The sequence below is a fragment of the Opitutus sp. ER46 genome (assembly GCF_003054705.1).
In the GTDB taxonomy this organism is placed as follows: Bacteria; Verrucomicrobiota; Verrucomicrobiia; order Opitutales; family Opitutaceae; genus ER46.
Map to the genome: position 1 here is coordinate 136437 of NZ_QAYX01000022.1, position 20033 is coordinate 156469.

Below are 20033 nucleotides of genomic sequence, written 5' to 3' on the forward strand. Positions count from 1 at the left end.
GCGGCGGCGGGCGATGGCGGAGCCGCCGTGCGGGGTGATCAGGCGGGATTCCGGGCGGCGCTCGTCACTGGTTTTGGAGCACCTTGATAAAGGCGTCGGGCGGGATGGAGACCTTGCCGATCTGCTTCATCTTCTTTTTGCCCTCCTTCTGCTTATCGAGGAGCTTCCGCTTGCGGCTGATGTCGCCGCCGTAGCACTTCGCGGTGACGTCCTTGCGCATCTCGCGGACGTTGTCGCGGGCGATGATCTTGCCGCCGATCGCGGCCTGGATGGCGACCTTGAACATCTGCGGCGGGATGATCTTGGCGAGACGTTCGCAGAGTTCGCGGCCCTTCGCTTCCGCTTTCTCGCGGTGGACGATGCTGGCGAACGCATCCACCGGGTCGCCGTTGATGAGGATCTCCATCTTCACCAAGTCGGCGGCGCGGTAAGCCCCAAGTTCGTAGTCCATCGAACCGTAACCGTGGGTGATGCTCTTCAGCCGGTCGTTGAAATCCACGAGGATCTCGTTGAGCGGCAGCGTGCACTTCAGCATCACGCGGTTCATGTCCAACGTGTCCGTGTGATCGCAGCTGCCGCGCTTCTCCATGATCAGCGCGAGGATGTCACCGAGACTGTCGTTCGGGACGATGATCGACGCCACGATCGTGGGTTCGCGGATCTCCGTGATTGTGCCGGGATCCGGCAGATTGATCGGGTTGTCGACCTCGAGGACCTCGCCGCCGTGCGGGACGACGTGGTACACAACGCTCGGGTACGTGGAGATGATCTCCACGTCGTGCTCACGGCGGATGCGCTCCTGGATGATCTCCATGTGGAGCAGGCCGAGGAAGCCGCAGCGGAAGCCGAAGCCAAGGGCAACGGAACTCTCCGAGGAGTAAACGAAGGCGGAATCGTTGAGCCGCAGGCGACCGAGGGCGGCCTTGAGCTTCTCGTAGTCGGCGCTTTCGAGCGGATAGAGACCGCAGAATACCATCGGCCGCACTTCCTTGTAGCCCGGCAGCATCTCGGTGGCCGGGCGGTTCGCGATGGTGATGGTGTCGCCGATCTTGATGTCGGAGGTCGTCTTGATGTTCGAAACGACGTAGCCGACGTCACCCGTCCCGAGTACGTCCACCTTCTCCATCTTTGGGGTGAACACGCCAACTTCCTTCACCTCGGACTTCACGCCGTTGCTCATGAGGAGCATCTGGTCGCCGGCCTTGATGGCGCCGGAGAACACGCGGGCGTAGGAAATCACGCCGCGGTATGAGTCGTACAGGGAGTCGAAGACGAGGGTCCGGGTCTGCGGGTACTCGGTCCAGCGCGGTGGCGGGACGCGTTGCACGACGGCCTCGAGAATATCCTGAATGCCGATGCCCGACTTGCCGCTGGCGAGGATGGCCTCCTCCGCCGGGATGGTGAGGATGTCCTCGAGCTGCTTGGTGCAGAGCTCGAGATTCGCGCTCGGCAGGTCGATCTTGTTGATCACCGGGATGACGCGAAGTTTCTGGCCGAAAGCGAGATGGGCATTCGCGACCGTCTGGGCTTCGACGCCCTGGGCGGCATCAATCAGGAGCACCGCGCCTTCGCAGGCCGCGAGCGAACGCGAGACCTCGTACGAGAAGTCAACGTGTCCGGGCGTGTCCATCAGGTTGAGCTTGTACGTGTGCCCGTCCTTGGCCGGGTAGTACATCGTCACCGGATGCGACTTGATGGTGATGCCGCGCTCCTTCTCCAGGTCCATCGAGTCGAGGTGCTGCTCGGTGAGCACCCGTTGCGCGACGGTGTTGGTGTACTCCAACAGGCGATCGGACAGGGTCGTCTTCCCGTGGTCGACGTGAGCGATGATGCAGAAATTACGGGTATAGAGGACCGACATCGTCAGACAGTCGCCAAATCGGAGTGCTCCGCAAAGGATTTCACGAGCCAGGCCTTCTCGGTTCGTCGCGCGAGGCCCGAGAGAACGGCGCCGGGCCCGAACTCCCAGAACTCGGTGGCGCCAGCGGCGGCGGCGCTGCGCATGCAGTCTTCCCAACGGACGGATGAGACGACCTGTTTGACCAAGGCGGCCTTGAGGTCGGCTGGGCTGTTGACGGCTTGGCCGGTGGTGTTGGTGAACACCGTGAACTTGGGGGCCGAGAACGCGATGGGTTCGAGGAACGTCGCGAAGGCGGCCCGCGCGGGCTCCATAAGCCGGGAGTGGTACGCGCCGGCGACGTTGAGGAGCATGATCTTCTTCATGCCCCGTTCCTTGCCGGCGGTTACCGCGGCTTCGACCTTCGCCTTCTCGCCGGAAATGATGATCTGGCCGGGAGCGTTGAAGTTGGCGGTTTCCACGTCGAAGTCGCGGCAGAGGTCCTGCACCTTGGCGCGGTCCTCACCAATGATCGCCGCCATCGTGCCGGTCGTGGCTTCGCAGGCCTGTTGCATGAGCCGGCCGCGCTCGGCGACGACTTTGAGGCCGGTGGCGAAGTCGAACACCCCGGCAGTGCAGTAGGCGGTTAACTCGCCAAGGCTCAGACCCAGCGCGTATTGAGGCGCGCCGGCGGGCACTCTGCCCTGCTCGCGCATTGCGGCGAGCGTGGCCAGACCATGCACAAATAGCGCAGGCTGACAGACTTTCGTTTGTGTCAGCTCGGCGTCCGGCCCTTCGAAGCTGATCTTCGCCAAGTCCCAGCCAAGAACCCGGTTTGCCTCGTCGTACAGCGCCCGAGCCGCGGGTGAGTTGTCGTAGAGCGACTTGCCCATGCCGACCTTCTGGGCGCCCTGTCCAGCGAAGATAAATGCGAGTGCCATGGTGAAAACACGCGAGACAATCGGTCGGGGCGTGGAAATCCAAGCCCTAAAAACGCTTCAGCGGCTTGAAGTATTTCTCGTCGTTCGCGGGCTTCACAAAGTCAGGAACCGCAGGCTTGGGCGCGGGTGCCGGCGGCGGTGGCTCAAGCAGCCGGGGACCAGGCGGCGGGGCTGTGACTGGAGGAGGCGTTTGGATACCGGCCGGCTTCAACTCCGATTCTTGCCAGAGGGTCAGGTAAGGATTGTCGGCGGGGGAGCGAGGAGGCGTTGCGGATGGAGGGAGCGCCCCCGGGTGGTCATTGCTCGCGCGTAGGTCTGCCAAGGTCTGCGTGATCGACGCGTCCTGCGCCGGCGCAACGTTCGTGGGATCGCCGCGTTCTCCGCTGGGGGCCAAGGTCCGGCGCAGGAGTGAATAGTCCTGCGGGGTCATCCAGTCCGAGAGATAGCGGGTGAATGGATTGGGCGAAGTCTCGGGGGAGCGTGGCGATGGCGCATGAGCGGCATCCGCATCGGCTCCAGTCGCGGTGGTTTCCGGATCAGCGGGATCGGCGGAGGCGTCGTTGGCCGTCCCGGTATGCACGCCGTTGTCCCGGTGATCGGGCCGTGGTCGGCGTTGGGCGCGAAGTCGCTCCGAGCCTCCCGTCTTCGAGGCATCCGCATCGGGCTCCATCATCGCGTCGACAAGCCAGTTTCCGGTGCGTCCCGGCCTCATTCGAGAATCCACGGGCTTGTCCGCCGGCCGCGGAGAGACGGGGGCTGGCGGATCTACGAGGTTTGGCGCGTGCAACTCCGGCACGGTCACGCCGGGAAGCGTCGCGTCGGTTGGTGTGACGGTTGCGGCCGTATTCCCCGCTTTGAGCGTGTCGAGCTGCTGTTTTGCCTCGGTGAGCGACGATGCGTCGCGTGCCTGTTGGACCGGAACCCGATCCGCGGCGGAGGCTTCCACTCCGGCCAGGAGGAGCAGTCCCAGAACCTGCGCGACCGCGCTCCAAGCCGGCATCCAGGGACAACACGACATGGGAGGTGAAGGAGCCCTCCGCTCAGCTCTTAATGAAAATGCCCTTCATGTTCATCTCCAGTTGCTGCGGATTCGGGGAGTGCTTGAGGGCGTCTTGTTTGTTGATCTTCCCGGCCTTCCACAGGCGGTAGAGGTCCTTGTTGAAGGAGAAGGTGGCGGAGTCCGCGTTGCTCTCGAGCAGCCCCTGGATCTTCTCGTTCTGCCCTTCCAGGATGAGATTCTTCACCGTGGCATCGGCGTAGAGAATCTCGTTGGCCGGGACGCGACCATGGCCCTCGGCGGTCGGGATGAGCTTCTGACAGATGAAGCCGCGCAGCGACCCCGCGATCGCGCGGCGGGCTTGTACCACCTCTTCGGCGGGAAAGAACTCGAACAGGCGCGTGAGAGATTGGGCGACCGTCGCGGCGTGCATGGTGGAGAACACCAGGTGGCCGGTTTCGGCGGCGGAGATGGCGGTCTCGAAAGTCTCCCGGTCGCGCATCTCGCCGATCAGGATGATGTCGGGGTTCTGGCGGAGCACGGCCTTGATCGCCAGGCCGAAGCTGGGGACGTCGAGCCCGATCTCCCGTTGCTGGAAGAGGGACTTGTCGTCCTGGAAGGTGTATTCGATCGGGTCCTCGATGGTGACGATGTGTTTGTCGAGATTCTGGTTAATCCAGTTCAGCATCGCGGCCATCGTGGAGCTCTTGCCGGAGCCGGTGGCGCCGCACACCAGCAGAATGCCGTCCTTCGCCTGGCTGAGGCGAACGAGGGCCGATTCGGTCTCGCCGAGCCCGAGTTGGGCAAAGCTGGGCACGCTGCTCTTGATGTGCCGCATCACGATGCTGACCAGGCCGCGTTGGTGAAAGGCGTTCACGCGAAACCGCCCCACGCCCTCGGCGGCGTACGCGAAATCGACCTGCCCCTCCTCTTCCCATTTCGCGCGAAAGACCCGCGGCACGTGCTCGCTCACGAAGGCCTCGGCCTCCGGGCACGTGATCGGATCCATGTCCACCGGCTTGAGTTTGCCCGCGATCCGCACGTAGCCGGGCTTGTTCGATTTGATGATGACGTCGCTGACGCCGCTCTCCACGGCGAGCTTGAGCAACTCGTTGAACAATTCCGTGTGAGGTGTGACGGTCGCCATGGGAGAAAAGCGTTGCGGATTCGGTAATTCGCCCTCGTCTCTTCAGCAAGGCTTCATTGCCCGCCTTCCATGAAACTCCGCCCGCTCACTGGCACGATTACCGCCCTTGTGACGCCGTTTTCCGACGGCGATGTTGCTTACGAAGACCTGAAGAAACTGGTGGCGCATCAGATCAAAGGTGGGATCAATGGTCTGGTGCCGGTGGGCACGACCGGCGAATCGCCGACCTTGGGTTACAACGAGCACATCGACGTGATTCGTTTCGTGGTTGAGCAGGCGCGTGGCCGGGTGCCGGTCATCGCCGGGACGGGCTCAAATTCCACGCGCGAGGCCATCGAGTTGACGCGTCTCGCCGACGAAGCGGGCGCGGACGCGATGCTGCTCGTCGCCCCCTACTACAACAAGCCGAGCCAGGAGGGGCTGTATCAGCATTTCGCGCAGGTCGCCGAGGAGACCGACAAGCCGCTTATCCTCTACTCCATCCCGGGCCGCTGCGGCATCGAGATCAGCGTGGGCGTGCTGGAGCGCCTCCGCGCCAAGTACCGCCACGTCGCCTGGATCAAGGAGGCCGGCGGCAGCGTCGACCGGGTTGACCAGATCAAGCAGGCGCTTGGTTCGGACATGACGGTCCTGAGCGGCGACGACTCGCTCACGCTGCCCTTCCTCTCCGTCGGCGCCGAAGGCGTGATCAGCGTCGCGTCGAATCTCTTCCCGCGTGAGGTGGGCAAGATGGTGCAGGCGGCGCTGGGGAATGATTTCGCGCAGGCCACGAAGCTCCACCGGCGCCTGTATCCGGTTTTCAAGGCGCTCTTCCTCGAACCCAACCCGGTGCCGATCAAGGCCGCCCTGGCCCGCGCCGGCATCATCAGTTCGCCCGAGGTCCGCCTGCCGCTCTGTGGCATGGCGGACGCGAACGCGAAGCTGCTCACCCAGGCGCTCGCGAAGCTGCGCTGATCTCCACCATGTCCCCCACTCTGCTGATCAACGGCGCCAAGGGCCGGATGGGCCACGCGCTGCTCCAGGCCGCGCAGGAGTTCAACCTGACGGTGGCCGCGACTGCTGATGCCGGCGATGACCTCGCCGCGGCGATGGACCGCGCCGACGTCACGGTGGACTTCAGTTCGCATCTGGCGACGCGCCAGCTCCTCGAGCTGGCCATCGCCGAGCGGAAGCCGGTCGTCATCGGCACCACCGGCCATGCGCCGGAGGCCAAGGCGCAGCTGCTCAAGCTGGCCGCGCAGGTCCCCTGCGTGTGGGCCGGTAATTACTCCGTCGGTGTGAATCTGCTCTTCGCGCTCACGCGCCGGGCGACAGCCGTGCTGGGGGCGACGTATGACGCGGAGGTCGTCGAGATGCACCACCGCTTCAAAAAGGACGCGCCGAGCGGCACCGCCGCCCGCCTGCTCGAGATCATCCTCGAGGAACGCAAGCTGGGGGCGGAAGCGCTGCGCCACGGCCGCAACGGCATCACAGGCGAGCGTACTTCCGCCGAGGTCGGCATCCATTCGCTGCGCGGCGGCGACGTCGTGGGCGACCACACGGTGATCTTTGCGGCGCTGGGCGAACGCCTCGAGCTCACGCACAAGGCGAGTGACCGTGCGATCTTTGCCCAAGGCGCACTGCGGGCGGCACGGTGGATCGTGAACCAGCCGGCTGGCGTGTACGACATGCAGGATGTGCTCGGACTGAAGTGAGCCGACCGAGACGCGGGGCGCTTTTCTCCTCGCCCCCCTCGCCGCGGTCGTCGGTACTTCCGCCATGATCACCTCCATCCAGGGAACCCTGACGGCCGCGACGCCGTTGCGTGCGATCGTCGCCTTGAACGGGTTCGAGTACGAGGTGCACATCCCGGTGACCACCGCCGAGAAGCTGCCGGCCACGGGGACGACGGTGAAGCTGCACACGCTCGTGATCTACCGGGAGGACGCGCAGACGCTGTACGGATTTGCCACTCCGGCCGAACGCGATTTTTTCCGGCTGTTGATCGAGAACGTGACGGGAGTCGGCCCCAAGCTCGCGCTGACGATCATGAGCCGGCTCTCCCTGCCCTCCCTGGAGAGCGCGATCCGGCTCGGCGACATTGCGACGCTTTCGAAATGCCCGGGCATCGGCAAGAAGACGGCGGAACGGCTGGTCGTGGAACTCAAGGCGAAGCTCGGCGCCGCCGACACGCCGGTGGCCCTGGGCGAGCACGAGGCGGCCGCAGAGGCGGGACCGAGCGCGCATCGCGACGCCGTGGCCGCGCTGATCGCGCTCGGCTACAAAGCCGCGGATGCCGATCAGGCCGTGCGCCGCGCCGCTTTGGCGTTGGGCGCGACGGCCACGACCGAAGCGTTGATCAAGAGGGCGCTGGCCTGACGTCCGCGCTGGTCAGTTCCGGGATGGCAACCAGCCGTTGAAGCGCATCCAGGCCTCGCACAGCTTGGGCCAGTCGGCGGTCGGGCCGAGCTTCGGATCCATGCCCGCTCCGTGCGGCCCCTTCGGATACAGGTGCATCTCGATGGGGCGGTTGGCCCGGCGCATCGCCTGGAAGAACAGCAGGCTGTTTTCGACGACCACGGTCCGGTCCTCGGTGGAGTGCACGAGAAATGTCGGCGGTGTCTGCGCGGTGACCTGCGCGTCGACGGAAAGGTGGTGCCGCAGCTCCGGCGATGGATTGTCCCCCAGCAGCGCGCGAATCGAGGCCGCATGGCCGTACGGCGGCTGCATGGAAATCACCGGGAACACCAGAATCATGAAGTCGGGGCGGCCGTTCACCGGGTCGAGCGCCGCGCCGGTGCGGCCCTCCGGCGCGTCGGCGAGGGTTCCGGCACAGGCCGTGAGATGGCCGCCGGCGGAACCGCCGAGCATCCCGATCCGGTCCGGCTTCACGCCAAATTCCGCGGCGCGCGACCGCACCATCCGCACCGCGCGCAATGCATCCTGCAGCGGCGCGGGGTGCCCGTACTCAGCGTTGCGATACTTGAGCATGAACACGGTCACGCCGAGTGAGTTCAGCCAGGTCGTGAGCTCGCCACCGTTGAGGCCCGCCGCCACGCGTACATATCCCCCACCCGGGGCATAGATCACCGCCGTGCCATTCGCCTTTCCCGGCGGCGGGGCAAAAACGGTGAGGGTCGGATGATGGATGTTCAGAAAACGTCCATTCTCCTCCCGTTCGGGACCGGCGTCCGGCTTCAGCCCCGGGACTCCCTCCGGCCAGAGATCGATGATGGGCGGGGCGGCGCGCGACAGCAGCGGCGCGACGAGCGCCAGCGCGAGGCAGAGCACGAGACGGGGGCTGAGGTGCATGCGGGGCGGAATTGGGTTTGAATTCTGTGGGTGGGGTGGCGCACCGCAATCGCCCGGGCGGCTAACAGTCAGACCGGCGGCGCGACTCCCCTACTTTCCCGCCGCCGCCCACCGGCGCAGCGCCTCGCCCGTCAGCGAGCCGGGCTCGGTTTCGATGTCGGCCCGCGACCCCGCGTAGATCAACTGGCCGCCGTGGCGACCGCCGCCCGGGCCCAGATCGATCAACCAGTCGGCCAGGTTGATCACGTCGAGGTTGTGCTCGATGATGATCACCGTGTTGCCGGCGTCGCGGAGTTTGAACAGCAGGTCCATCAGCTTCTGGATATCGGTCCAGTGCAGCCCGGTGGTCGGTTCGTCGAGGATGTAGAGCGTCGATCCCTGCTGCCGCTTGCTGAGCTCAAGCGACAGCTTAATGCGTTGGGCCTCGCCGCCCGAAAGCGTCGTGGCGGACTGCCCCAACGTGAGGTAGCCGAGTCCGACCGCCTCGAGCGTCTCGAGCTTGTCGATGACGCGCGGGATGTTGCGGAAGAGCTGAATCGCCTCGCGCACGGTCATGTCCAGGACGTCCGCGATGGAGCGACCGTGGAACAGAATCTCCAGGGTCTCACGATTGAAGCGCCGCCCGCCGCAGCTCGGGCACGGCGCGTAGGCGTCGGGCATGAACTGCATGTCGAGCTTGATCACGCCATCGCCCTGGCACCGCTCGCAGCGACCGCCGCGGACGTTGAACGAGAACCGGCTCGCCTTGTAGCCGCGCACCTTGGCGAGCGGAGCCTGGGCGTAGAGGTCGCGCAGCAGCGGCAGCAGATCGACATAGCTCGCCGGGTTGGAGCGCGGGCTGCGGCCGATCGGCTCCTGGTCGACCTGCACGAGCTTCTCGAAGAAATCGAGGTTCTCGATTTGGCGATGGGGCGCCGGAATGGCGCGGGCGCCATTCAGTTTGCGGGCGGCGGCGGCGGCCAGGATGTCCAGCACGAGCGTGCTCTTGCCCGAGCCGCTGACGCCGGTGACGCACGTCAGCAATCCGACGGGGAACTTCACGTCGATGCCCTTGAGGTTGTTCGCGCGCGCCTCCCGCACGGTCAGCCACGCGCCGTCGGGCGGCTTCACCTTGGTGTCGCGAACCACCGACATTTTGCGCGCGAGATAGGGCCCAGTCCGCGAGGCTTTGAGCGGGAGCTGCATGCAGGCGTCCGGAGTGCCCTGGAACAGCAGGTACCCGCCCTCGATGCCGGCCTCGGGCCCGAGTTCGATGAGTTCGTCGGCCGCGCGCATGGTGTCCTCGTCGTGCTCCACCACGAGCACGGTGTTCCCGCGATCGCGGAGCGCGACGAGCGTCTCGAGGAGTTTCTGGTTGTCGTGCGGATGCAGGCCGATGCTCGGCTCATCCAAGACATAGATGACACCGACCAGGCCCATGCCGAGTTGGGTGGCCAGCCGCACGCGCTGGGCCTCGCCGCCCGAGAGCGTGCCATAGTCGCGTTCCAGCGTCAGGTAGCCAAGGCCGGTCTCGAGCAGAAAGTGGAGGCGTTGCTCGATGCCGGTCACCACATCGCGCAACGCGTCGTTGTTGCCATGCGCGGCCACCAGGCGGCGCGCGAAACCGTGCGCGGTCTCCACGTCAAGGGCCATGAACTGCGGGAATGTGAGGGCCGGCGGCAGCGGCGCGGCGGGCTGTCCGGGCGCGACCGCGTTGGCCGCCGGGGCGGTTTCCGGCACGGGCTGATCGCGGATGAGGACGGCGCCGCTGCGCGCGTTGAGCCGCGAGCCGTGACACTCCGGGCAATCGCCGCTGATCATGTAGGCGGTCAGCCGCGCGCGGAAGCCCTCACTATCCGTGTGCCGGAAACTTTCTTCGAGGTCCGCAATGACGCCGGCGAAAGGCATGGCCTTGGCCTCGCGCATGCGCCGCAGCTTGAAGGCAAACTGCCGGTCTCCCGCGCCGACGAGCAGGACGCGGCGCGTCTCCTCGGGCAGCTTGCGCCACGGCACGTCGGCATCGAAGGGCAGTTGCTCAGCCAGCTGCTTCAGCAGGGCATTGTGCTTGATGATGAGATTTTTCCCGCCGATCCGCCACGGCTTGATCGCGCCCTCACGCACACTCTTCTCCGGGTCGGGCACGATCAACTCCGGGACAAATTTCAGCTTGCGGCCAATGCCGTCGCAGGACGGGCAGGCGCCCTCACGATGGCTGAAGGAGAAGTGTCGCGGCGTGAGCTTGTCGAAAACGTCGCCGCAAATCTCGCACGCGAGCGATTCACTGAGCAGCAACTCGCGCCAGGGCTCGTCCGCCGTGCGTTGCGCGAGGACGATGGCGCGGTCCTTGCCCTCGCGAAACGCGAGCTCGAGCGAGTCTGCGAGACGGCTGCGTTGGTCGACGGACGCGACCAGCCGGTCGACCACCAGGTCGACCGCAATCTCCCTCGTCCCCACGCCTACCGGGAGAATTTTCGGGTCGTCGAGGGTCTTGATCTCGCCGTTGAGACGCACGCGCTGAAAGCCGCGCTGGCGCAGGCGGGGCAGTTCATCGCGCAGCACGCTGGGTTTTGCGCGCATGAAGGGCGCCAACAGCATCACCCGGCAGCCCGCACATTCGGCGAGCACCCGCTGCACATTGTCGTCGAGGGAACGTTGAATGATCCGGCCGCCGTCCTTGGGACAATACTGTTCGCCAGCGAGCGCCCACAGGAGCTGGGCGTAATCGGCAATCTCCGTCGCAGTGGCGATCGTGGTGCGCGGGCCGCCAGCTCCGGTGCGCTGCTCGATCGCGAGCACCGGCGACAGGCCGTGTATGAAATCGACGTCGGGGCGCTTGAGCTGATCGAGCACCTGGCGGGCCTGCGTGCTCAGCGATTCGATGTATTTCCGGTAGCCCTCCGCGTAGATGGTATCGAACGCAAGCGACGACTTCCCCGAGCCGCTCGGACCGGTGATAACGACGAGTTTGCCGCGCGGAATCCGCAGCTCCAGGTTCTTTAAGTTGTGCTCCCGTGCGCCTTTAACGTGGATGGTGGTCGCGACCTGCATGTATGACCCGGAGTCTCGACGAAATTAGGCGCCGGTCAAAGCTGCATCAGTGTTTTTGCCTATGGTTGGCTGCAGGGGATTTACCCTTGGCGGAGGCCGGCGGGGTGTCTTTTCTCCCGGCCGCTAGTGTAAGTCTGTCCAGCTACTTACTAACCCAATTCGACAGGGTCCGCTGAGGACCTTTGCCTAATTATGCAATCCCTACGGATGTTTTCGTTTCGCGGCCGCGTTGGTGCGGTGGCGCTCGCGTTGTGCGGCCTGGCCACTCTGGCCAATCCCGTCCAAGCCGTGCCGTTTTCGGCGGGCGAGTTGAAGGGCAACTTCGACAGCACGCTCTCGTTCGGCGCGATGTATCGACTGTACGACCCGAGTGCAGATTACTACGGCATCTCGGCCACCTACAACGGTGTCCCCGGCCTGCAGAACTCGGTCAATGCGGACGATGGCAACCTGAACTATGGCCGCGGTCTTGCCTCCGCCCTGGTCAAGGGCTCGCACGACCTCGAATTCAAGTATCGGAATTTCGGCGGACTCGTCCGCGGCTACTGGTTCTACGACTTCAAGGCGGACGACACCGACCGGACGAAGCTGAGCGATCTGGCGAAGGATCGCGTCGTGCACGGCGGCCAGCTGCTCGACATGTATGTGCGCACGACGTTCGAGCTACAGAACTCCGCACCAGTCGAATTGCGCGTCGGCCGCCAGGTCCTGAGTCTCGGCGAGAGCACCTTCATCCCGAACGGTCTCAATATCGTCAACCCCGCGGACCTCTCGAAGCTCCGCACGCCGGGTTCCGAGATCAAGGAGGCGCTCCTGCCCGTGAATATGATCAAGGCCTCGGTGGGGCTGACGTCGAACATCACGGTCGAGCCCTTCGTGCTGCTCGAGTTTCGCCGCAATGAACTCGAGCCGGCCGGCACCTTCTTCTCGACCAACGATGTCGCCACGCGCGGCGGAAACACGGTGTGGCTCGGCTTCGGCAGCATCGCGGACCGCTACAGCACGATCGGCGGCATCCCGCGTGACCGGGACCGCGACGCGCAAAACTATGGTCAGTGGGGCGTCGCGGTGCGCGCGATGGTGCCACAGATCCAGGACACCGAGTTCGGGCTTTATTATGCGCGATACTCCAGCCGCTCGCCGATCCTGAGCGCGTTCACGCCCACGGCCGGCATCAGCTCGGCGCTGGTTCAGTCCACGGCGGTTTCGATCGCGCAGGGCACCTTGGCGCCGGCTCTGGTCAACGCCGGCCTCCCGCCGACCTCCGTGCCGGGAGCCGTCCAGACATTGCTCGGTGCCGCCCTTACGGGCGTCCCGGCGAGCGCGCTGCCGGCCAACCTGCAGCCGTTCTATCCCGCCGCCGCCACCATCGCGGCCAACGCGGGCAAGGTCGGCCTGCTGACCGCTGCCGGCGCCGCCCGCTATTTTGCGGAGTATCCGGAGGACATCTACATGTACGGTGCCAGCTTCAACACCTCGATCGGCACCACCGGCATCTCCTGGCAGGGTGAAGTTGGCCTCAAGGAGGATGTGCCCCTGCAGGTCGACGACGTCGAACTCCTGTTCGCCGCGCTCTCGAGCCTCTCGCCGAAGTTCGGCGCGAGTAATCAAATCGGAAGCTATCTCGGCCAGTACAACCGGGAGATCTCCGGCTATCGCCGCCATAACGTGTGGACTGCGCAGACCACGCTGACGAAGGTCTTCGGCCCAATGCTCGGCTCCCAGCAGTTCACCCTGCTCGGTGAAGTCGGCGGCGTCTGGGTCAACCTTCCCTCGAAGGACGTGCTCCGGTACGACTCCTCCGGCACCTTTACCTCGGGCAGCCAGACCGCAATGGACAACACCGGCTTTGCGCAATATGCGGCCACGCCCGCGAGCGCGTTTGCCGACAAGTTCTCCTGGGGTTACGCGGTGCTCGGGCGGCTTGAGTATTCGGGCCTGCTGCCGAACATCACCACGCTGCCGTCCGTCGCCTTCACCCATGATGTGCGCGGCAATACCCCCCTCCCGCTCGGCAACTTCCTCCAGGACCGCAAGAGCGTGACCGTCGGCGTCGAGTTCAGCTACCGCAACGCGCTCTCGGTTGAGCTGCGGTACGTCAACTTCTTCGGTGCTGGTAAATACAATCTGATGGCCGACCGGGATTTCTTCACCACCACGGTGAAATACTCGTTCTAAACCTCCCCTCCAACCGGCGGTCGTCTTGCGGCCGCCTCCCCCATTTTCCCCGGGCGTCGGCAAGACCGCCGCCCATTTGCTTCCCCTTCACGATGAAAATCCGCCTCCTGTTCGTCCTGTCGTGCGCCGCCGTCGCGGCGTCTGCCACCCGGGCCGCCGTCTCCGAGGCCGAGGCCGCCCGCCTTGGCAAAGACCTCACTCCGATGGGAGCTGAGGCCGCCGGAAATGCTGCCGGCACCATCCCCGCCTGGAATGGCGGCATCATGACCCCGCCGGCCGGTTACAAGCCGGGTGACCACCACCCCGATCCGTTTGCGGCCGACCAGCCTCTCTATACGATCACGGCCGCCAACATGGCCGAGCACGCCGAGCAGTTGACTGCCGGTCATCAGGCGCTGCTCAAGGCGTACCCGACCTACAAGATGGTGGTGTATCCGACGCGACGCAGCGCCTCGTATCCGCAGCGCATCTATGACGCCACCCGGGCCAACGCCACGACGGGGCAGATCGTCGCCAACGGCAACGGCATCAGCAACGCCACCATTGGCGTGCCGTTTCCGATTCCCCAGAGCGGCATCGAAGTCGTCTGGAACTTCCTGACCCGCTTCCGCGGCTACGCGGCCGTGCGCTACATCGACCAGGCCGCCGTGGAGCGCGGCGGCGGTTACCAGATCGTGAAGTTCGAGGACGAGTTCCTCTACAACTACTCGCGCCCGGACATCACCGTGAAGGAACTCGATGAGGGCAACGTGCTCGTCTACTTCAAGCAGGCGACTCTCGCCCCCGCCCGCCTCGCCGGCACCATCCTGGTGGTCTGGGACAGCCTCAATCAGGTGAAGGAGCCGCGTCGGGCCTGGCAGTACAACGCGGGCCGGCGCCGCGTGACGCGCGCACCGAACGTCGCCTACGACAATCCCGGCACCAATGCCGACGGCCAGCGCACCACCGACCAGTTCGACTTCTTTTCCGGCGCCCCTGATCGCTACGAATGGAAGCTCCTCGGAAAGAAGGAAATGTTGGTCCCGTACAACTCCTACAAGCTCCATGCCAAGGGTTTGAAAGCCTCGGAGATCCTCAAGCCGCTGCACATCAACCAGGACCTCGCGCGTTACGAGCTGCACCGTGTCTGGGTGGTCGATGCGACCCTGAAGCCGGGTGTCTCCCACCTCTATTCGCGTCGGACCTTCTACATCGATGAGGACAGCTGGCAGATCCTGGCCGCCGACCATTACGACGGTCGCGGGCAGATGTGGCGTCCCTCCGAGGCCCACTGTATCAATTATTACGATGCGCCGACGTTCTGGAGCACGCTCGAGGTCATTCACGACCTGCAGAACAACCGGTACCTCGCCCTCGGCCTCGACAACGAAAACGCGATGTACGACTTCACGCTGAAACGGGCGCCTTCCGACTACACGCCGGAGTCGCTCCGGCGCGAAGGCGTTCGCTAAGCATCTCCACCCGGCCGCGCATCCGCTTGTGCGCGGCGAGATCGGCGCCGGGTTCACCCCCGGCGCCGTTTTGTCCAACCGGCTGCATTGATGCCGGCCATTCTGCGTTGTTGCCGGACGCGCCCGTTTTGCCCTTTTCTGATCAGCCGATGAGGTCACCAGCTCCGCTCGTCATGCGCTGCACGCGCATCCTCCCCCTCCTCCTCCTTTCCCTTCTTGCTCCCGGAGTCCAGGCGTTGCCCGTTGCCTCCCGCACGTTGCTGCTGGACGCCACCCAGGCCGGTGAGGCCATCGTGGCTGTCGGGGAGCGTGGCACCATCCTGCGCTCGGTTGACCAGGCCCGGACTTGGGTCACGGCGCAGAACCCATCGGCGGCCGCGCTCACCGGCGTCAGTTTCGGCGACGCACAGCATGGCTGGGCGGTCGGACATGACGCGATCATTCTCGCCACCACTGACGGCGGGGTCAGCTGGACCCGCCAGTGGCAGGGCGAGAACCTCAGCGACTCGTTTCTCGACGTGCTGGCTCTCGACGCGACGCACGTCATCGCGGTCGGCGCGTACGGCCTGTGCCTGAAGACGACCGATGCGGGACGCACGTGGACGCGCCAGCGGATTCTCGAAGACGACTACCATCTCAACCACCTGACCCGCGGACCGACCGGGACGCTTTATCTGGCGGGCGAACATGGCACCTTGCTGCGTTCCACCGATCGCGGGACAACTTGGTCGCCGATCCCGACCCCGTACGACGGCTCGTTCTACGGTATCCTGCCGCTCGGTGAGCGGAGAATCCTGGCCTACGGGTTGCGCGGGCGCGTGTATCGCTCGGAGGACGACGGTGGTACCTGGCAGTTGGTGACGACGCCAGAGCCGGTGCTGCTGGCGACGGGCGTGCAAACCACTTCCGGCGCGATCCTGCTCGCCGGCGGGGCCCGCGGCCTGGTGGTGGCAACCGGAGCCGGCGGCGAGTTCAGTCGACGCGACGTCGGCGTAGCCACCGGCATTGCCGAGCTTCTCCTGCTACCCGGCGAGGCGCTGCTTGCTGTGGGCGAAGCGGGTGCGATCCGTCTCGAGGCTGCGCAGATTCAATCGGCCATCACGCCCGCTGGCGCCCCGACGTCGGCCCACCCGCAACGCTGAAGCCCGCTCCTTTCATGCTCGAGAGATTCACAACTTGGATGTTCCGCTGGCGCACGCCGCTCATCGCGGTGTTTGCCGCGCTCACGGCGGTGATGGCGTACTTCGCCGTCAACGTTCGCGTTGACGCCAGCTTCAACAAGTCGCTCCCCCGCGAACATCCCTACATCCAGACCTTCACCAAGCACCAGGGCACCTTTGGCGGCGCCAATCGCGTGCTCGTCGCCCTGGTCGCGAAGCGCGGAGACATGTTCAACGAGCAGTTCTTCCGGGAACTGAAGCGTGCCACCGACGAGGTCACGTTCCTGCCGAGCATCGACCGCGCGCAGGTCCAGTCGTTGTTTACGCCGAACGTCCGGTATATTGAGGTCGTCGAGGATGGTTTCACGGGCGGCAACGTCATCCCGGGCGATTTCACGCCGACGCCGGCAAACTTCGCCACGGTGCGAGAGAACATCATCAAATCGGGCAAGCTCGGTCAGCTTGTGGCCAATGACTTTACCGGCGCGATCGTCAGTGCCCCCGTGCTCGAGATCGACCCCAACACGGGTGAGAAGGTCGACTACGTTAAGGTGGCGCGCGGGCTGGAGCGTATCCGCGACCGCATTGCCGCCGACACGCACGGCGAGATCGAGGTACACATCATCGGGTTCGCGAAGGTGATCGGTGACGTCACCGAGGGCGCCTACGGCGTGATGGTCCTGTTCGGCGTCGCCGTGGTCGTCACCGCCCTCCTGGTCTGGCGCTATGCCGGCCGGTGGAAGCTCGCGGCGGCCCCGATCGTGGCCTCATTGGTGGCGGTCGTATGGCAACTTGGCGCCCTCACCGCGCTGGGCTATGGCATCGACACGTTCTCCATTCTCGTGCCGTTCCTGGTGTTCGCGATTGGTGTCAGCCACGGGGTGCAGAAGATCTGCACGTTCCGCAACGAGATGTTCAAGGGCAGCGACGGCCCGACCGCCGCCCGGGCCGCGTTCATGCAGTTGATTCTTCCGGGCATCGTCGCGCTCTGCACCGACATCGTCGGCTTCGCCACGATGCTCGTGATCAAGATCCAGACGATCCGCGAACTCGCGATCACCGCGAGCCTGGGCGTGAGCGTCATCATCATCACCAACTTCTATCTGCTGCCGCTGATGCTCTCCTACCTGCGGCTGCCGGAATCGTACGCCCGTTGGGTCGCCGGGCAGCGCGCCTGGGGCGACCGCTTGTGCGAGCAACTCGCCCACAAGATGAAGCCGCGGCCGTCGCTGCTCATCATCGTGGTCGCGCTTGCGCTCGGCCTTTGGGGACTTTCGAAGGCGGAGGACGTTCGCATCGGCGACACGCAGGTCGGCGTGCCGGAGCTGAAGCCAGACTCCCGGTACAACCGGGACACCGCGCTCATCACGTCGAAGTTCAGCATCGGCGTGGATATCCTCCAGGTGATGGTGGAAACCGTGCCGAACGGTTGCGTTGACCACGAGGTGATGACCTTGATGGACCAGTTCGAGGGCCGGATCCGCGCCCTCGATGGCGTGCAGTCGGTGATATCGATTGCCTCCGTCGCCAAGACCGTGAACGCCGGCTATAGCGAGGGCTCGCTCAAGTGGCGGGTCCTGCCGCGCAACGAACAGGCCCTGGCCCAGGCGGTTTCACCGGTCGAGACCTCGACCGGCTTGCTCAATTCCGACGGCAGCGTGCTGCCCATCATGATCTTCCTCCGCGACCACAAGGCCGAGACGCTGCGTGCGGTGACCGACGCCGTGAAGGCGTTTCAGGCGGACCATTCCGGAGCCAAGGCGAAGTTCGTGCTCGCGAGCGGAAATGCCGGCGTGATGGCCGCGACCAACGAGGTCGTCGCGGCCGCGGAACGACCGATTCTGTATTGGGTGTTCGGGGCTGTCGTGGTGCTTTGCCTCCTCACGTTCCGCTCGCTCCGCGCGGCGCTGTGCATCGTCACTCCCCTCGTGATCGTGAGCTTCCTGGCCTACGCGCTGATGGCTTACCTCAACATCGGGCTGAAGACCTCGACGCTCCCGATGCTGGCGCTGGGTATCGGCATCGGCGTCGACTACGGCATCTACATCTTCGCGCGGCTCCAGGCCTCGTTGAAGGCGGGCGAGTATTTCGAGGACGCAACCGTGACGGCGTTGAAGGATGCCGGGACGGCGGTCGTGTTTACCGGCCTGACCCTGGCGATCGGCGTGAGCAGCTGGCTCTTCTCCAATCTCAAGTTCCAGGCCGACATGGGCCTGCTCCTCACGTTCATGTTCCTCGTGAACATGGTCGGCGCGATTGTCCTGATGCCCGCGATCGCGCGCTGGTTCTGGCGCCACCACACCGGACACACGGCCGTGCCTTTCCCAATGCGCAAGAGCGGAGATGCTGGAGTCGGAAACGGCGGCTGAGGATCGGCGTGCGTGGGCACCCCGCGCGTGCCTGCCGCCCCACTGGTGGCGGAAGAACCCAACCGGCGCTCATTCGCGAACTTGCCCCAGGGAAGATTCCCTGTCTGCTGTCTCCCACCCGCGCCTCTCATGCCTGCTGATCCCACCGCCGCCCCACTCCTCTCGGAGACTCAGCGCCGCATTGTCGGGTTTGCGCTCACGTTGCTGGCCCTGTTCGCGTCGCTGGCGCTCATCGTGGCGGCGTTCGCCGGATTCGGCGCGCTGCTTGGATTCTTCTCATCGGTGATCTGGCCCCTCGCGGTGGCCGGAGTGCTCGCGCTGATCCTGCGGCCGGTGGTCGACTGGCTCGAACGGCGGATGCGACTGCGGCGGCTGGCGGCCGTCATCCTCCTCTATGGCGCGGTCCTGCTCCTGATCTCCGGTGCCCTGCTGCTCATCCTTCCTCCGCTGATCGACCAGACCCTCGAGTTCATCGCGTACGTGCCGACGCTCTGGGAGAACGTCACGACGTACGTCCAGCAGCACTATCCCGCGTGGATGGAAACCGTGCGTGGCCAGCTGGAACGGCGCGGGCTGCCGAGCATCTCGGAGATGATCGGCACGGAGACGAAGGCGCTGCTGGCGCAAACCGTACCGTCGCTGCGCATGGCCTTTGGCGGACTGCTCAACGTGGTCGGGTTCCTCACCCACGTGGTCATCATTCCGGTGTACCTGTTCTTCTTCCTGCTGATGCGCGGGGAGCCGACCCAGCATCTCGGCAGCCACCTGCCCTTCCTGCGGCCGAGCGTGCGCGACGATGTGGTGTTCCTGGCAAACGAGTTTGTCGGCATCATCGAGTCGTTCTTCCGCGGGCAGCTGCTGATTGGGCTCTGCATGGGGCTGCTCTATGCCGCGGGCTTCACGATTGTCGGATTGAAGTTCGGCCTCTTCATCGGCCTCGCGCTCGGCTTCCTCAACATCATCCCCTACCTCGGTACCATCCTCGGCCTGGCGACGACGCTGCCGCTTGCCTTCTTCCAGCCGGACGGTGGCCTGCAACTGGTGGGTTGGGTGATCGGGGTGACACTGATCGTCCAGGCGATCGAGAGCTGGGTGCTGACGCCGAAGATCATGGGGGATCAGACCGGGCTGCACCCGGCTGCGATCATTTTCGCCGTCTTCTTCTGGGGCACGGCGTTTCACGGCGTGCTCGGCATGCTGCTCGCGGTGCCGCTGACGGCGTTCTTCGTGACGGCGTGGCGCCTGGCCAAGCGCAAGTATTTCCGCGCCGATGCCTGAGCTGCCTGCGCCCGACGAATGCGCCAATTGCGGCGCACGCATCCCCCGCGGAGCCAAGGCGTGTCCCGAGTGTGGCGCCGACGAACGCACGGGATGGCGGGACAGCTCGATCTACGACGGTCTCGACCTGCCGGAGTCCGCCTATGCCGACGAGAACACCCCGGCCCCGCGGCGACGATCCACCCGGGTCAATGGGCTGCCCTGGTACTGGTGGGCGGTTGCCGCTGCGCTGCTGGTGGGATTGCTCCTCTGGTGGCTTGGGGCGCTGCGGTGATGCGGCCCGCGGTGTGGTCGGAGCTGAACGCGATTCCCTCCGACTGGTTGCGCCGGCCGGCACTTTCCGAATGCTTGCGGTCT

At 65.3% G+C, this 20033-nt stretch carries 15 protein-coding genes; 9 read left to right on the forward strand and 6 right to left on the reverse strand.

The window, feature by feature from the left end; all coding sequences use genetic code 11:
• Window positions 1–64: 64 nt before the first annotated feature.
• Genes lepA through DB354_RS11075 form a run of 4 tightly spaced genes read right to left on the reverse strand, consistent with a single transcriptional unit; the run spans window position 65 to window position 4922 of the window.
• Window positions 65–1861: a translation elongation factor 4 gene (gene lepA, locus DB354_RS11065; RefSeq protein WP_107835691.1), complete on the reverse strand. Its 1797-nt coding sequence runs from the start codon at window positions 1859–1861 to the stop codon at window positions 65–67.
• 2 nt (window positions 1862–1863) lie between these two features.
• Window positions 1864–2778 (reverse strand): ACP S-malonyltransferase, encoded by a 915-nt coding sequence (gene fabD / locus DB354_RS11070; RefSeq protein WP_107835692.1) that lies wholly within the window; start codon window positions 2776–2778, stop codon window positions 1864–1866.
• 46 nt (window positions 2779–2824) lie between these two features.
• On the reverse strand, window positions 2825–3796 hold the full coding sequence (locus tag DB354_RS21975) for a hypothetical protein (protein ID WP_146180195.1): 972 nt from the start codon (window positions 3794–3796) through the stop codon (window positions 2825–2827).
• Between the two features lie 22 nt (window positions 3797–3818).
• Complete coding sequence (locus DB354_RS11075; RefSeq protein WP_107835693.1) at window positions 3819–4922, reverse strand: PilT/PilU family type 4a pilus ATPase; 1104 nt, start codon at window positions 4920–4922, stop codon at window positions 3819–3821.
• A 69-nt stretch (window positions 4923–4991) separates the two neighbouring features.
• Here DB354_RS11075 and dapA point away from each other — a divergent pair, with 69 nt between their 5' ends.
• The 3 genes from dapA to ruvA all read left to right on the forward strand — a co-directional run bounded on the left by dapA (window position 4992) and on the right by ruvA (window position 7280).
• Window positions 4992–5876: a 4-hydroxy-tetrahydrodipicolinate synthase gene (gene dapA / locus DB354_RS11080; RefSeq protein WP_107835694.1), complete on the forward strand. Its 885-nt coding sequence runs from the start codon at window positions 4992–4994 to the stop codon at window positions 5874–5876.
• A gap of 8 nt (window positions 5877–5884) precedes the next feature.
• Window positions 5885–6616, forward strand: coding sequence for a 4-hydroxy-tetrahydrodipicolinate reductase (gene dapB, locus DB354_RS11085; RefSeq protein WP_107835695.1), 732 nt, complete (start codon window positions 5885–5887; stop codon window positions 6614–6616).
• 64 nt (window positions 6617–6680) lie between these two features.
• A complete protein-coding gene (ruvA, locus tag DB354_RS11090; RefSeq protein WP_107835696.1) occupies window positions 6681–7280 on the forward strand; it encodes a Holliday junction branch migration protein RuvA in 600 nt (199 codons plus the stop codon).
• A 12-nt stretch (window positions 7281–7292) separates the two neighbouring features.
• On the opposite strand, the gene DB354_RS11095 is transcribed toward ruvA, so the two are convergent.
• Window positions 7293–8213: an alpha/beta hydrolase gene (locus tag DB354_RS11095; RefSeq protein WP_107835697.1), complete on the reverse strand. Its 921-nt coding sequence runs from the start codon at window positions 8211–8213 to the stop codon at window positions 7293–7295.
• 90 nt (window positions 8214–8303) lie between these two features.
• Window positions 8304–11240, reverse strand: coding sequence for an excinuclease ABC subunit UvrA (uvrA, locus tag DB354_RS11100; RefSeq protein ID WP_107835698.1), 2937 nt, complete (start codon window positions 11238–11240; stop codon window positions 8304–8306).
• Window positions 11241–11432: 192 nt separating this feature from the next.
• Between uvrA and DB354_RS11105 the strand changes: the two genes are divergently transcribed.
• The 6 genes from DB354_RS11105 (at window position 11433) to DB354_RS11130 (ending at window position 19950) form a co-directional block, all read left to right on the forward strand.
• Window positions 11433–13418: a DUF1302 domain-containing protein gene (locus DB354_RS11105; protein WP_107835699.1), complete on the forward strand. Its 1986-nt coding sequence runs from the start codon at window positions 11433–11435 to the stop codon at window positions 13416–13418.
• A gap of 92 nt (window positions 13419–13510) precedes the next feature.
• Window positions 13511–14869, forward strand: coding sequence for a DUF1329 domain-containing protein (locus tag DB354_RS11110; protein ID WP_107835700.1), 1359 nt, complete (start codon window positions 13511–13513; stop codon window positions 14867–14869).
• Between the two features lie 149 nt (window positions 14870–15018).
• The gene (locus tag DB354_RS11115) at window positions 15019–16011 is read left to right on the forward strand and encodes a YCF48-related protein (RefSeq protein ID WP_107835701.1); all 993 of its coding nucleotides are present in this window, start codon (window positions 15019–15021) and stop codon (window positions 16009–16011) included.
• 14 nt (window positions 16012–16025) lie between these two features.
• Window positions 16026–18398, forward strand: a complete 2373-nt coding sequence (locus DB354_RS11120; RefSeq protein WP_107835702.1) for an MMPL family transporter — start codon at window positions 16026–16028, stop codon at window positions 18396–18398.
• A gap of 129 nt (window positions 18399–18527) precedes the next feature.
• Window positions 18528–19676, forward strand: a complete 1149-nt coding sequence (locus tag DB354_RS11125; protein WP_107835703.1) for an AI-2E family transporter — start codon at window positions 18528–18530, stop codon at window positions 19674–19676.
• Window positions 19669–19950, forward strand: coding sequence for a zinc ribbon domain-containing protein (locus tag DB354_RS11130; RefSeq protein WP_107835704.1), 282 nt, complete (start codon window positions 19669–19671; stop codon window positions 19948–19950). Before DB354_RS11125 ends, DB354_RS11130 begins: the two co-directional genes overlap by 8 nt.
• Window positions 19951–20033 lie beyond the last annotated feature (83 nt).